This is a genomic window from Acidianus infernus (assembly GCF_009729545.1).
Taxonomy (GTDB): Archaea; Thermoproteota; Thermoprotei_A; order Sulfolobales; family Sulfolobaceae; genus Acidianus; species Acidianus infernus.
This window is the reverse complement of the sequence record NZ_WFIY01000001.1, coordinates 1-15,057: the sequence shown is the minus strand read 5'-3', so window position 1 is coordinate 15,057 and position 15,057 is coordinate 1. Positions and strand designations below refer to the sequence as shown.

10 protein-coding genes and 4 pseudogenes are annotated in these 15,057 nt (G+C 34.6%); 6 read left to right on the top strand and 8 right to left on the bottom strand.

What is annotated here, in order from left to right; translation table 11 throughout:
- Positions 1-234: 234 nt before the first annotated feature.
- A complete protein-coding gene (locus D1867_RS00060) occupies positions 235-1,017 on the bottom strand; it encodes a glycosyltransferase family 2 protein (protein ID WP_155862278.1) in 783 nt (260 codons plus the stop codon).
- 166 nt (positions 1,018-1,183) lie between these two features.
- Positions 1,184-3,703, bottom strand: a complete 2,520-nt coding sequence (locus tag D1867_RS00055; RefSeq protein WP_155862277.1) for a hypothetical protein — start codon at positions 3,701-3,703, stop codon at positions 1,184-1,186.
- A 48-nt stretch (positions 3,704-3,751) separates the two neighbouring features.
- Between D1867_RS00055 and D1867_RS00050 the strand changes: the two genes are divergently transcribed.
- Positions 3,752-4,819 carry a glycosyltransferase family 4 protein gene (locus D1867_RS00050; RefSeq protein ID WP_155862276.1) on the top strand — a complete coding sequence of 356 codons (1,068 nt, stop codon included), beginning with the start codon at positions 3,752-3,754 and terminating at the stop codon, positions 4,817-4,819.
- A gap of 129 nt (positions 4,820-4,948) precedes the next feature.
- Here the strand turns inward: D1867_RS00050 and D1867_RS00045 are convergent, their stop codons facing one another.
- Positions 4,949-6,016 carry a glycosyltransferase gene (locus tag D1867_RS00045; RefSeq protein ID WP_155862275.1) on the bottom strand — a complete coding sequence of 356 codons (1,068 nt, stop codon included), beginning with the start codon at positions 6,014-6,016 and terminating at the stop codon, positions 4,949-4,951.
- A complete protein-coding gene (locus D1867_RS12290; RefSeq protein WP_155862274.1) occupies positions 6,013-7,158 on the bottom strand; it encodes a glycosyltransferase family 4 protein in 1,146 nt (381 codons plus the stop codon). The genes D1867_RS00045 and D1867_RS12290 overlap by 4 nt, the downstream gene beginning before the upstream one ends.
- An 89-nt stretch (positions 7,159-7,247) precedes the next feature.
- Between D1867_RS12290 and D1867_RS12285 the strand changes: the two genes are divergently transcribed.
- The 4 genes and pseudogenes from D1867_RS12285 (at position 7,248) to D1867_RS00025 (ending at position 10,660) form a co-directional block, all read left to right on the top strand.
- Positions 7,248-7,442 carry a hypothetical protein gene (locus D1867_RS12285; protein ID WP_240872133.1) on the top strand — a complete coding sequence of 65 codons (195 nt, stop codon included), beginning with the start codon at positions 7,248-7,250 and terminating at the stop codon, positions 7,440-7,442.
- Positions 7,443-7,579: 137 nt separating this feature from the next.
- Positions 7,580-8,182: pseudogene (locus D1867_RS12280) on the top strand (FkbM family methyltransferase).
- Between the two features lie 211 nt (positions 8,183-8,393).
- Positions 8,394-9,803: an MATE family efflux transporter gene (locus D1867_RS00030; protein ID WP_155862273.1), complete on the top strand. Its 1,410-nt coding sequence runs from the start codon at positions 8,394-8,396 to the stop codon at positions 9,801-9,803.
- Between the two features lie 137 nt (positions 9,804-9,940).
- Positions 9,941-10,660 (top strand): FkbM family methyltransferase, encoded by a 720-nt coding sequence (locus tag D1867_RS00025; protein WP_155862272.1) that lies wholly within the window; start codon positions 9,941-9,943, stop codon positions 10,658-10,660.
- A gap of 550 nt (positions 10,661-11,210) precedes the next feature.
- On the opposite strand, the pseudogene D1867_RS12275 reads toward D1867_RS00025, so the two are convergent.
- The 3 genes and pseudogenes from D1867_RS12275 to D1867_RS00015 all read right to left on the bottom strand — a co-directional run.
- Positions 11,211-11,448 (bottom strand): annotated as a pseudogene (locus tag D1867_RS12275) (RNA-guided endonuclease TnpB family protein); the annotation flags it as partial.
- Between the two features lie 738 nt (positions 11,449-12,186).
- On the bottom strand, positions 12,187-13,440 hold the full coding sequence (locus D1867_RS00020; RefSeq protein WP_155862271.1) for a glycosyltransferase: 1,254 nt from the start codon (positions 13,438-13,440) through the stop codon (positions 12,187-12,189).
- A gap of 144 nt (positions 13,441-13,584) precedes the next feature.
- Positions 13,585-14,358: pseudogene (locus tag D1867_RS00015) on the bottom strand (transposase).
- A 98-nt stretch (positions 14,359-14,456) separates the two neighbouring features.
- Between D1867_RS00015 and D1867_RS00010 the strand changes: the two are divergent.
- Positions 14,457-14,612, top strand: a complete 156-nt coding sequence (locus D1867_RS00010; RefSeq protein ID WP_155862270.1) for a hypothetical protein — start codon at positions 14,457-14,459, stop codon at positions 14,610-14,612.
- A gap of 259 nt (positions 14,613-14,871) precedes the next feature.
- Here the strand turns inward: D1867_RS00010 and D1867_RS00005 are convergent.
- Positions 14,872-15,013 (bottom strand): annotated as a pseudogene (locus D1867_RS00005) (IS607 family transposase); the annotation flags it as partial.
- Between the last annotated feature and the right edge of the window lie 44 nt (positions 15,014-15,057).

The window sequence follows — 15,057 nt, the reverse complement described above, 5'->3', positions numbered from 1 at the left end:
TCATAACCTCAGAGAAAGAGACGGAGCAAGTAGGATTATATTAGTATTAGCTTTCAAGTTTTTGAAATTAATAAGACAATCTAAATTATCCTTACTAAATTAAAGAATGAATATTCATTCACTGGCGCTTTCTAATAGGAAAAGTAGAACATGCACTACTACAGCAATTAATAATCCACATTAGTTTTACTTTAATATCTTTATTCATGCCTATCTTATTATTTTCTTGACAAATTAAACTTTATTCCCAATATTTAGGTAATAACCTAAAGCGAAGGGAATCCCCTTGATTACCATTAAAGGAAACAACTTGACTTTCTCTCCCAAAGTTAATCCCGGTCTACTCTTCCTCTCGTAAATAATCCTTTCATACTCAGTCCCCCTTAGTAATTTTGCGTTCTTTCCGTATTTATACCACTTCTTCATAAATCTCCACAAGGAATCATCCTCAATGTGGTAGACAGCACCCGGAATGAACTGAACCTTACCTTTATACAACTTCATAACGTTATAATAAATTACGCTGTCCTCAAAGGCGTTAAGCTTATCTCTAAGACTCGGAGGGATCATTTCGTAAGCCTTTAATAGCAACTGCCTATCATACATTCTAGGGATTATGCCACCTTTGTTTACTGATAAATTCTCAGCCCATTTCTCGTGTACTATTTCCCTATCCGCACTCATCAGCTTGTAGACTATACCTTTACCGACAGTTATTTCTCCCAGGGCGATGACTTTCTCCTCGAAACCCTTAAAGTTCTCAGAGAAGTACATATCGGAATCTAGGTTGACTACGTATTCCCCTTTTGCATGCTTTGCCCCTTCAATTCTTGCAATTAACCTACTACCTTTCACTTGAAGAACTTTTGCTCCTTCTTTCTCAGCAATCTCCACAGTTCTGTCTGTAGAAAATGAGTCAACAACGATTACTTCATCAGCTAATTTGAGAGAGGAACTTACTGCGAGTTTGATTGTCTTTTCGCTATTGAGCGTTGGGATCACAACACTTATTTTCATTTCTACCAGTTTGGAAGTGAGAAATTTAAAGGTTTTTGTAAGAGAATATTATATATAATATTTTACATCTGGAAAGTAAATTAACACAACATTTAGGAATAGCTTCTCCAGTGGTTAGCTTGTTAAAAAACGCGTGTTATAATTCATTATTTCTAGTAATCAATAATTAATACCAGTTTCTCTTCTTTACGATAAATGAAATAATGCCTACATCTACTATGAAATTCATTATTAATTCTGGTAGAAAACTAGGATAAGTAAGATTTATATCGGGGTATGTAGTAGTTATATAAACCTCAGCAGTTCCAAAATAGTAATTACTCTTATAAAGATAATTTTTAACGTAAATAACGTGTGCATATGGTAAGAATAAAAACCAAGGATTGGCAAAAACTGAAATACCATAAGCTGTAGGCGAATAATTACCAGCTTTAACATTTATGGAATTGTTAATAACTGAAATTACTTCCCTACTATTAAGAATTGATAAGGCCTCATTGAATAAGCTATTATAACATGAAGACGGTACGAGGACTATTTTAACAATTCCGAGGTTATTACTAATAACGTGAATTTGGTGGTTAACTAGATTTAATTTTCCTGCTAAAACCCAGCTAACATTGTATACTGAATTACTGAAATATACGCTCAATGCGTTTCCAGAATATATTTCAACTTTACCGCTAACTTCCTTATTAAAAGTTGTTCCTACTGGTAGAACAAAAACATAATATTGACCATCTGGTATTTTTAAAGTTAAGTTTAAGGGCACTTTATTACCTTCACTTATCGCATCCATAATGTCTGGCGTCCAGAAGGGAGATTCGTGAACCCAGCCATTAGTATAAAGCTGATTTAAATAAACATTTGATGCAGAAATCACATAAGAAGAATTACTTATAAGCATAGGTATGATATCAATAGGAGAGAGATTATATCCTATGAATCCCTTTACGTAAGGTAAGATTGCATGTAAATCGTTAACATAATAAAACGGAATAATTACAAAAGAGGAGTTAAGTTTTGAAATCTGTTCTAAAATTTTTGGGAAATTAAAAGCCACGTAAACACCACGTTGAATTATAGCGCTTTCGTACAAGTCGTTCTTGAACACAAGCACTCCACTATTGTTATATACGAGAGTAAAATCTGAGCTATTTACAAATAAATTAAAACAATTAACTAGACTAGGTTGTAATATTACTATATACTGTATACCGAAGTACGATAAAAACCTCGCTGCATTTACGGCTTCTGGTAAGCAGTTCCAAATAAAATTCATGTAGCCATAGAAGGCAGGGGAGAGCATCGACGGTAAACCGGAGTAAAAACCTGCTAAGGTAGAGTTTCCTAACACTAAGACTATACCGGAATCATTACGCGAGATTAAGTTAATACTATCTATCACAGCATTAGGTGGAGGAGTTGTGTGATAAGATTCTATGGAAAATGCTATCGGAGAATAAAAAGAGATAAAAGGAGAAATTAAAAGGAACAAAATGGGTAACGTTTTTACGCTCTTTGTTATGACGCGTTTTCCCCTATATAAATATTTACCTATCATGAATAAAGCAAAAGAGACTAAAATGTAAAACGGGGCTACAAAGAAATATGAGGGCAAATAAGTAGGGTATAAGTAAACTAAGTACCCAACATAAGGAGTTTGTGCTAAATAATATCCTAACGTAGTAACCCCGTAGTAATTATAAGTGACCACAGCAAGAATTATAATCCCTAGGAAAATTGTTATGGGCTTTCTTATTAATAATGCTGTAAGACCTATTACTGTACTTATTACTCCTAGAATTAAATTCGCATGATAATGTGAAATATAATAATTAGCTCCTAACCAATACATTATTCCAGTTAATGTGTAGAAAGGCGACACATGTTGTAAAGCTATTCCCAACTGGTTATATACAGTTGAGCTTCCAACTAATGGTATGTAAGGCTTTATGAATTCCGTATAAATAATAGTACTAGAGTTTAGTAATGCAAAGAAAACTACACCTAGGAAGAAGACCTTAGCCCATTCTTTCAAATAAAGTAATCTCTTCCCTCTTTTTAACACCATGAAATAGAGGGAAAAGATAAAGAAGGTCAATATACCATAAAGTATTCCTCTAGGATCAGTAAAGTCTAAAGTGACTCCGAGTGAAGCAATCATAGAGCGTAGTAAAGCTTGTTTTAACGTTAATTTCCCCTCAATATCTAAAGAGTAATCTAACAAAGCTAAGGTTAACGCATAAACCCCAGGGTAAAAGTATATTACCCCAGACACGGTGTACCAGGTTATTGGAACTGGTATAGAGGCTAAAGTAGGGATAAAATAGAGAAGAATACCAGAAGCATTAAAGTATTTTTTAAGGAAGTATTTTGAGGAAAAGAAAACTCCCAAAAAGAGTACCTCAAAAGTAAAGAAGTTCCATAAAGTAGAAGTTAGGGTAACTGGAACGCCTAAATAAAGGTTAAGTACATCTAACGGAAAACCTACTAGTAAATACAATATACCAGTAAACGAGGAACCAGCCATTATGCTAAACGTCCATTGCCTTTCTACCGAGTTTGGAATTATAGGATAAGCTGGAGGAATACTGTTATGATTAAGAATATACCACTCTATAACGGAAGTTATTAAAGGGATTAAGTACAGAAGGTACTCCTTATTAAACAATCTAATGGACACGTTTACTCATACGCAAATTTATTAATAAACTTTATCACATCTACATTAATGAAAGTACTCCTAGTAGCGTTCGGCGATATTAACGACCCGAAAAACGGGTATTTAATAAGGGTTTCGACAATTTATAAGTGCTTATCTAAAGAACATGAAGCAACTGTAATACAATTCGTCAACTCTAAAGCCAGTAATAATAAGGAGTTTATAAATGTTGAGATCGGTAAAAATTATTTCTCTTATGCAGTAAAAATAATATTTAAATCACTTTTCTCGATCAAACTGATTAAATCCCACGATAAAGTAGTTGTTGAGGGCTCTATTTTCCTTCCTTTTATAATAACGGCCAAGCTTCTAAGGAAGAACGTAATTTACGACACACACGGCTCTATAGTAGAAGTTTCCAAGGGCTTAAAGGGTATAAAGAACTTCATCTTCCGCAGAGTGATAGGAGGCTTGTTAGACTCACTCTCAACTAAGCTTTCAGACGTTGTAATAGCAGTCTCTGAAGATGACGCCCAGATTTTTAGGAAATACACTAGGAATAAGCGAAAGGTAATGGTAGTGAGGCACTCAATTGACATAGAGAATATCCCATTTTATGAAGTACCTAACGAGAGGGTTAGGAGAGCCATTTTTGTAGGGAACTTGCATTCTATTCAAAATTATGAAGCTGTTAAAATTATTTTAAAAGTTGCAGAGAGAGTGAAAGACGTGGAGTTTATAATAGTTGGTGATGGGAAAGAGTTATTCGCTAATTACCCACCTAATGTAAAGTTCGTGGGCGAAGTCCCCTCTCTGAACGAGTATTATAAAGAGGCTGACATATGCTTTATTCCTTTAACTACAGGGACCGGGATAAAGACTAAAGTCCTTGAATGCATGGCTTACGGTAGACCGATAATAACTACTAAGAAGGGCGTAGAGGGAATAATTAATTATCAACAACTCGATGGTGTTTATGTAGTACTAGATGCTAATAATATTGACGATTACATTAGCTTGTTAACCCAAATAAGGCTAAAAAGGAGTTACGAAAATTTGAGAGAATACGTAATAGAGAATTACTCAACCGAATCATTGTGTAAGAATTTATTACGCATAATCCCACAAAAATGGTAGCGTAATATTTCTTGATTAGAATTCTTCCCTCTAGCCTTTTATGTCTTTGGAACTTAGTGTATTTAATAGACAGTTAGTTAAGAAGGCAAAAAGTTTAGTAGCTGAATTTCAATCGCATAACTGCAGAGTTTATAAGTTTGTTATTTTAAGAAAATTATCCTCGAAATTTTTGACATCGAACAACTTTGCTTTTTCTACAACTTCTCTCCTTAAACTATAGTCACTTAACGCTTGTTTAAGAGCTTCTATTGCTTCTTCCTCTGTGAGATACCCATAACCGTATCTCCCTCCTTCCACTATGTCAAGCCATGTACCCCCACTCTTATGGACTACTGGAACTGCACCAGCACTCATTCCTTCAACTACAGATATCCCAAAGGGCTCATCAATTTTAGCATGAAAAATAACCTTGGCTTTACATAAGATTTTCCTTTTGTCCTCCTCACTAGCGTTAGTTAGAAAATAAACATTAGATGGAGACCTAGATAATAGTTCATTATAGTATTTTGAGTCTTGAACTCTTCCAATTATGATAAATTTCAATTGTGAAAAATTTTTAGCAACGTTAATTACTAAATCGTAATTTTTATCTCTAACTATCCGCCCTACACTTACTACTAAATCATCTTTTTCGTTAACGTTTTCGCACTCTACAATTTTTACGGGAGGATACAATACGATTGCTGAACGATTAATTTTTTCCTTAAGACGCTTCATCGTAAAACTCGAATTCGCCGCTATAATACGAGTGCTTTCACCAAACTTCGCAGAGGTAATAAAATCTATCAATTCTGTGATGCTTTTTACCTTTTTGATATCCTTTAGGCTGAAATATTTACGTGCTGGAAAATGTACATAACCTAAATCAAAACTTCCAATTAAATTATCATATGTATTACATATTGTATAATCATACGAATAATTGAAAAAATTATGAAGAAGATAAAATAATATAGTAGATAACCTAGCTATACCGTAAATTAATAAATCGTTTTGTAATTTCTTAAAGTTGAATGATATAATTTTATCTGTTACATTGGATAATAAGGTCGAGGTAGCTTTGTCAGTAAACGGAGAAAACAAATGGACTATATATCCTCTCTTTTTTAAAATAGCTAAAACATTTCGCAATACTACTCCTCCTCCCCCAATTATCGATAAATTTACTGGTATTGGTTCAAATACTCCTATCTTCATTTTAGATCTTCCTCTATTCTATTTAGCATATTTATCCATTTTTCAGTTATATTCTCCCAAGAGAACTTTTTAGCTGTTTCTAAGCCGTTCTTAACTATTTTTCCTCTCAGCTTATCGTTTCTTAGTAACTCCAAGACGTAATTAGCTAGATTTTCCTCGTTATGTTCCTTGTCAAGTAAGCAATTATAACCATTTATTGCGTATTCTCTTATTCCTATGTTATCAGTTGATACAACTGCGGTACCACTAGCCATAGCTTCTAACGGAGGTAGCGAAAAGCCCTCTAACCTAGAAGTATATAAAAATACTTTTGCTTTCCTATATAGCTCTGCTAGCTTCTCATATGGAATCCTATAATAAATTTCATAATCAAAATTTAACTTATATTTTTTAATTAAATTAACATTATTAATTACAAATACAACTTTTATTTTCTCTCTTTGTGAAACTATATTTAACGTTCTTATGGCTAGGTCTGGATTTTTTATAGGTTCATCCCTAAGAATTACCATTATAATATTCTCTCTATTTTCACTTCCAGCCTTAAATAAATCTAAATCTACTCCAGCATTTACGATAAAATACTTGGTGTGCTTGTAGGGATTTATTGATTTAACCATATCCGCTTCTATCTTAGTTAGGGAAATATAATAGTCGTATCTTACCATGTATAGAAGTAAATTCCTAATACTTTTCTCATAGAATACCCTGTGTGAGGGATAACCTTGAGGAAATAAAGCTATTTTCTTAAACTTTCTTGATTCAAATACCCAGATGTAAGGAAATAATTCGCCTACTATTACAAGATCTGATTCCGGAATAATCTTAGACATTTCAGATGTAATATCTACGTCAAATCCATATTTCCAGCCTACAGCCCTTATGTAGTCTAATCCGGAGAAATTGCTAACACTTTTATACTTTAAGCTTAATAATTTTCCAAGTAATTTAAAAATCCTAATCTTTCTCTCATCTGGGTATATAATCTCTACTTTATTCTGAGGAAAGAACCATGGTTTACCACCTGGGGCTACAATTTTGACTTCATAACCTTTCTCATAAAGCCTATTTGTAATTATAAAGAGATAATAAAAGCCTCCAGTAAGCGCAATTCTGTTAGTAACAAATGTTATTTTAAGCAATCCAGATTCACCTAACGATTTTATGAGTTAAACTAACTACTTTCTTTATTTAAAAACATTTATATAACGTTACCACATACAAAGTAGTAATGGATATCTTTTACACTTTGCAAAGGATTTACGGTTATAGAAAAGTTTACAAGAACTGGTTTAACGTAATAATTAAGGTTAAAAATGGAGAAAATCAAATACCAGTAATTTTGAGAGGCAAAAAAGAGGAAGTTATATGTATACTAGACTGTGTTACAGCATTAGTTACTTTGGTTCAAGACTATAACTTCTAACTTACAAGATTTAATATTAAAGATAATAAACTATTTTATGACGACAACCTAATAATCCAAGACAGTTATCTCTCAGTTCTATTATCAGCCTCTGGATTTGTTAAAAATCACAAGAGTGGTACTCCCCAAAATATAATGTGAGGTTTATTGAACCAATTAACTTTTCATTATATGAGACTTTTGTTCTAGAGCAATATAATACTGAGATTCAAGGTGACGTAATAGACATTGGGGCTAATATAGGTGATTCCGCAATATACTTTGCATTAAAAGGGGCCTCTCACATTTACGCTTTCGAACCTTTACCGTCAATTTATAGGATAGCGTTACAAAACGTTAAAATAAACAACCTGGACGATAGAATCACCCTAATTAACGCTGGTGTAGCTTCTAAAGAAGGTAAAGTTAAGGTTCCGTCAAGTATTAACGTTGATGAATCATAAGTATTTTCGATAAAAGATCAAGGGGATGTTGAAGTCCCATTAATCTCATTTCGTGACGTTTTGAAGATGGCTAAAGATCCTTATCTTCTGAAGATGGATTGTGAAGGTTGCGAAGCAGACATACTCTTAAACGTTGATAGTCTACCTTTTGAGAAGATTTTTGTAGAATCTCATCCTTATATATCTAAAGTTCCACACAAAAAATTGTTATCAAAACTAGGGGAGCTAAAATACAGATGTAAGGAAAGATGGCAAGTAGGCAAAGCAAAGCTATTTTATTGCGAAAAAATCAACTAACTTTTCCATTTCAATGTTTATTTGTATAACATCAAGTAAGAATATTTATATAATTAAGACAAGAAGTGTTTAAAGTAATAGTAGATGGAAAAACCTCAAATTATAAACTCATAGAAATCAAGGAGATCAACTATACTTTACTCTATTTTAATAATCTAATTGTAGAGTGCTATCAAAAGCTTTAATATTTCTTCTCAAAGAACTAAATTGGATGAATCCTATAAAGAACGCGTTGAAGAGCCTCAGCGTAACCGCAACTAATGTCCTAATCGCCTTAATCTTCTTCATAGTCACTGCAAAAATTTCTAATCCAGCGTTCTTTGGGAAAGTTGCAATAATTCAACTTCTTGAAGTAGTTACTTTTACGTTCTTTTACTTTATCCCACATCAGGTAATAACAAGGGAAATATCTTACCTTTACGCAAAGAAGGAGGTAAATAAAGGGGTTGTGGGAAAGTTCCTCTCATTCCCTTTCCTCGCTATACCAGTTTTTCTAATCTTCCTACTTTTCCCAAATTACGTTAAGTTAGCGATCCCTTATCTCTTTCTCTACCTTCTGAATAATGTCCTAGTTGCTATAATGATAGGGATGGACATGTTTACTGAGACAGCAATAACTGGGAACCTTTTTCTAATCATAAGATGGGGGATTTCAATTATCGCTGTTCTCTCTCACAACATTTACTTATTCGTAGAAATATGGATTTTGGGAGGAGTACTCTCAGTCCTCCTTAACTACTCTTTTCTGTCTAGAAAAGTGGGGCTAGTCTTACCTTCTCTAGACTTTGCATTTCTGTTTAAGCACTTCAAGGAAGGCTTACCTCTCTACTTGTCTTCTTCAGCTACTTTCCTCTCATCGCAAGGGGACAGAGTGACAACAGCCTATTTGTTAGGCTCTTACTATCTAGGCTTATACCAATTTTCTGCATTAGTAGCTGGGGTTCCTGCAATGGTTTTAGGGGCTTTAGGAGGAGTCCTCTTACCTACTGCCTCATTCTATAAGGCTTTAGGTAGTGACGAAAAGAAGATGTCTTCAATTTCTTTTCGCGTCCTAGCCTTAATCTCCTTTCTGTCAGTAATTATTTCAATACCTGTTGCTATCCTGGTCGTGGAAAGGTTTTTCCCAGACTACACTGAGGGTATAAGAGTTTTGATCCTACTCCTTTTAGCTACAACCCTACCTTTTCCTATAAACTCTCTAACGAACTTCATAATAGCTGCTAAGAAGTCTTTAAGGCCCTTTTTATTCCTTTCACTGCTTAATGCTAGTGTAGTCTTACTGACTTCCTTCCTTCTAATTCCAAGAATTGGGATAATGGGGGGAGCAATTTCCCAAGTAATAGTCGCCGTTATCTCCTCTTCTTTTATCCTTGTGTATGCTTTAAGGACTTCAACATTTATTTTGGGTAAAAGGGAGGGCATACTACTGACTGCAATGCCTTTAATAGCTCTTTATGAAGTTTTCGTAGATCCTCCCTACCTCGACCTCCTTTTGCTTCTCTCGGTTATCGTTCTTTTTAAGTTATTTAAGATAATTTCTACTGAAGAGGTGAGGTTAATAGAGTCTTTTTTACCTTCTAAGCTAAAGTTTATAGCCTCGCTATTAAAGGTAATTAATTGAGTGAGGGAAGAGAAAGTTAATAAGTAACTGATAGTCGATTAAGGTGAGAATTTTATGCAGTGAGTTTTTCCGTCCACAGCCTGATAATATTTATTAAAAGGCGAAAATAAGTATTTTAAAGGAGAGAGGCCGTCTTCATGATTTTCACATATGGCAAGACTAAGCTGAAAGTCCCGGAGGGTTACGAATACGTTTATTACGCTACTTTCATAGCTGCTGAATGGGACTTCTTGAAAGTTAAGGATATGGACACTGTGCTTGATGCGGGCGCATTTATTGGGGATTTCACCGTAAAGGTGGCTAGGAAGGCTAAGGAAGTAGTTGCCGTTGAACCTTTACCTTGGGCTTTCAAACTGTTGAAGGAAAACGTGGAGATAAACAATTTAAAGAACGTTGTTTTGGTGAACAAAGCTTTATATGATGTTGACGGTGTTAAACTAAAGATTGTTGATGAGGGGACTGGCTCGAGGATTGGAGAAAGCGGGGTCGAGGTTGATAGTGTTAGTGTGAACTCTTTAGGCAAGTTCTCAGTAGTGAAGATGGACATCGAAGGAGCTGAGGGGAGGGTGATGAAAAGCGGGGAGTGGTTAGACTACGTTAAGCAAATAGCTGTTGAACTCCACGGTAGAGAAAACATAGAGATTATACCACACTTGTTGAGGGAGAGGAGTTTTGTGATCAGGTTTATGACAAGGGGTGATTTGGTTAGAAACACTGTAAGGAACGCGTTACTCCACCCCATTTCGTTTATAAAGGCTGAGACTAGGACTAAAGTGGTCTTGAAATACTTTAAGAGGAAGTACTACGTACCGGCTCTGAGCGGGGATGAGTATAAGATCGTTTACGGTAGGAGATGAAGGGGAAGAGAGTAAGAAACTGATTTACGTTTAACACGTTTTTCTATCAACTGTAGAGTAGTAATAGTGTTTACTCGTGACGTAACTTTTCCTTACTTCTAATTCAGCCACTGGCTTAAGGGATCATATCCCTCGAGGAAAACACCTATATAAATGTATTCAAAACTGTATTTAAAAAATGAGTAGTTACGTGAAAGAGTTACAGTCTAAGAATTAACACGAGCTGATATTAGTAATCTTTAAAAATGAAGAAGAGGATGGCTGTTATTTTCACTTACTGCAAAACTCAAAATCCAGGCAATTACGAATACGTTTTTATTTCCATAGCCGATTAATGGGACTTCTGAGAGTTAAGAGCTCTAGCATTTCCAGAAAGTTCTTAGACTAGGATTTAATGGTGAGTCATTAGCTGAAAGCTATTAACTTTAGTGTCTGCCTTAATTAGGAATACAAGACGGAAAGAGATAAAGGCAAAAGTAAGATGATTAGTAATATGAAGGAAGTAAATTAATATATTAATAACTTACTTCTTACTTAGTGGGTTTGGGCTTCATTGAATTTTCATGAATTTGTATCTAATTCTCAGCCCTTGGGCTTCACCAGAGTCCCGGGTAAACCCGTTCATACCCCTTAGCGGGATAACCCCAACCCACATCCGTGAGGATGTGGGAAACCCGCACGTCTTGAGGTCTAGTGCGAACCCACACCTAAAAGTCCTGCCAACCTTTCGGGAAACATCTGGGGCAGGACCTAGATGTGAGGTGTGGGTTCACTTCACAATTAAATGTACACGCAAAGTATTTAAACTTCACGGTTTGTCTGAAACTGTTGACAACGGCTTACCTCTATTTACTATTTAGTTACTTTTTGCTAATCGTCAATGGTGAACTTAGGGGTCGGATTATCATTTAGGTTTCATAATTTAACTTCTAGTCCCCATTCTCCCTGCCCCACGCCTAGGTTAGGGAGCCAACCACGACATGATAAGCCTTCATTGAACTTATACTCCCCCCTCACATTGCCCATAGAGTTCATTGTAGAACTCTCTTCTACATTGCAATGTGTGACTACGAAATTTATAAACTTCCTTAATAGCGTTGATAACATCGGATCTTATGTTGATCTATGAATAAGTTTCAAATAATCTAAATTGTTGAACACACTCTTCATGACAATGGAAATATTTTTTATTCTCGTTTATAATGAACCTTTATTGATAAAGGATGAACTCTCACACCGATGTGGGCTATGCTCAAATTACGGAGATGTGGGCCCCGTGCCGTTAGGCTCTAAGGAGTCCCATGATCCACACACGATAAAGAATGACTGCGAGATTAACGGCTAAGTCCCTACACTCGAGCATGATTAATAAAATGATTGAAATGAAAGTGTAGAGAAAAACCGTATAACTAATCTTATACTCCTAGAACTAACAACGACAGCTACGTCAAAAAGATAAAGATAGCGTACAAGAATAATTATCAATACCTTTTTCCAAATATAATTTTAACGAATATTTATAAAATTCATCTAATATTATCCAAGATAGTAAGTAAACGCTCCTCTACATTATTAACTACCCTATTCCAGTCTAAATGAGACTGAACAAGATTACGTGTATATTCGTCCATTTCCATGCTACTTCTCACCTCTTTTATTTTATTTAAGAATTCATATTTATTAAACGGCTTAACTATTCTTACAAGCTTAGACTTTGAAAAATATTCATAATTAGCTTCATTATAATACATGACTACTGGAGTACAAACACCTAAGGATTCCAAGATAGTTATACCAAATGCGTCAGATATAGATGGATAAATATTTACTTGTGCTTTACTTAGGATCCTATATACCTCGCCTTTACTAATCCTCCCAAGACTTACTACATCAGTTTCACCCTTATATTTTGAAGTAACATCATTCAAATTACCTCCAATAATATATAATTTCTGTAAGTATCCATTTTCCCTAGCCATTTTAAAAATTTTAATTGCCTCAAGAATTCCCTTAATTCTAGAGGGTCTTGCAAAAAACACTGCATAAGTATCTTTATTTTTGCATGCATAGTTTAAAATTGTACTATCTAATCCTACATAAGGGAAAATAACTGTATAATCTAACTTATCTAGTCCAACTTTCTTAATTGCACCTTTTGAGGGAGTTAAAATATGTACCTTATCTTTACTACGAATTAAGGCTCGTCTCCACGTTTTTTGCTTTATAACATTGGCTAATAAGGATATAAACTCTTTAGAGCTTTCAAGATAATTTAGCAATCCTTTAAAGTGATAAATATAGAATTTTAAGCTTAGGGGTATATCGCCCATAGCTTGAAGTACGCCAATATATTTTTTAGAATATTTTAGTGAATAATATAAAAAATCATATCCAGCTGGTCTTCCATTTACAAAGTCTAAAATATGCTTTTTAAAAAATTGAGGTATAAGCATATCTGAACCAATCTTCGTATCCAATACAATTTCATTATCCAATATTTTTTTAAATATATAAGCGTTATTATTGTGTAATTTACAATCCAAATAATAATCTAAAATTGTATTATTTACAGGTAAGTTTAATTTATCAATAATTTCTAAGACATCGTCCTTTTTAAACCTTTTATTTATGCATAAATCTAGATAGACTGAATCTATGTCTGGTACAATTTCATACCTTATCTTTTTGAATCTTTTTAACCAATTAAGCGTAACATATTCAGCTCCACCTATGCAATTTTTCATAAAAATATTTGGAGCCCTAATCAATACATAAGACATCTTCAACACAGCCTACTGTATATAACAAATAAAAAGTTTTTTATCTTCGATGCTTTGTGGGTTTGTTCAATATATTTCAGCAGAATGATACGGTAAAAATATACTTTCTATAGAAAATAATAGATCTTTCAAAATTTTACTATGTTAAGGCCTAACCTCGACTCCTTTTGCTCTACCAACAACAAGGTTAGCCATGTTATCCAGGCGTAAGCCCAAAACTTGAGCTTAGCATCAACAACTTGACCGGCAAAACTTATAGCCCTTACAGACTCACCAAAAGTACGCGGAGAACAAGGACTCAACCACCTATGACCATAACCCTTCTCGTCCCTCCAACGTTCACAACCCAACCTCTTAAACTTACAGCTTTACGCCTAACAGGATGACCAAGTCTGATATCCTAGGAGGAACTACAACACCAAGAACCTCGTTAGTATCGTAAGCCTTACCACCATAGAACCTCTTTTCCTTACCTTGCTACTTCAAGTCCTTCACTGTGTTAACTGCTGAATCAATCATTGCTCGTCACCTCAGCGTTCACTATCTTGAACTCGTCCTTCTCCATAACTACTTCGATCTTGAGGAACTTTGAATCCCTCCCTTTACCCCATTTTGCTACAACGTATTGTCCTCCTCTTATTGTGCTTATTCCCATCATCTAATTCAAGTTCGTCACTCGCTTCAGGGAAGTTTATGTTCCTTACTCTTTCCCATTAGGCTTGTTGGGATTATTTCTGCGAGTGCGCTTAATTGCTCTGTAGGGTAAGAACAAGTGTAGGAATGCTAAAAAGTTGTTGAACTCCTTTGGCTTGTACTTGGTCTTAGCATTCTCCTCTTGGAGTAATTCCCACCAGTGTTCGAAGACGTAGAGGGGAACATTAGCTTGTATCTAGTTAACACGTTCTCGTCGTACTCCAATCCCTAGTGCTCTTCTTTTACATAGGTAATACTTAGCGTAATTACTTAAAATTTTTGTATAATTCTGAAGCGACCCACAACGTATCTGAGTCATCTGAATGAATAAAAACCTTATGGAAAGTGATTTATTTACAGAGAATTTTCCATATAAGGTAAAGGATTATGTAGATGATTTTGCGTCTTCCAGTAATTACATTGTTAAGCAGTGGCAAGAATCAACAGAATTAAGAGCATTGAATTACTTGAAATTGTAGGGTGTTGAAATGCTCATATTCAAACTCATTTTCCTTCAGAAAACCGAATCTCGAACTTTTTAATCTCAATCAATTTAGGATCTATACAATAAACTTAAGAATTCTATTTCTACACCTAAGACTTATTGAGTGAAATAAAGAAATTATTCTATCTAATAAAAATTTTTCATATATTTCTACATTACATAAGGAATGTTCGCATCGAATATTCTACTCCTAAAAAGAAAATAGGATCACTAAAAAAGGCTGTTATAATTACTATTTTACCACCTCCGCTTAGCAACCTCTTCGCTGTATGGAATCTTCCACCTACCGTTAATCTCCACAGCATTGATTTTAACTTCTCTGAATTAACAGTTGAATATTTCAGCAACTTCGCTAGGTGTTAAGTACCTCTCCACAGTTATCAAAAGTTATGTGAAAACGTTATAGTCTCTTCCTCCAA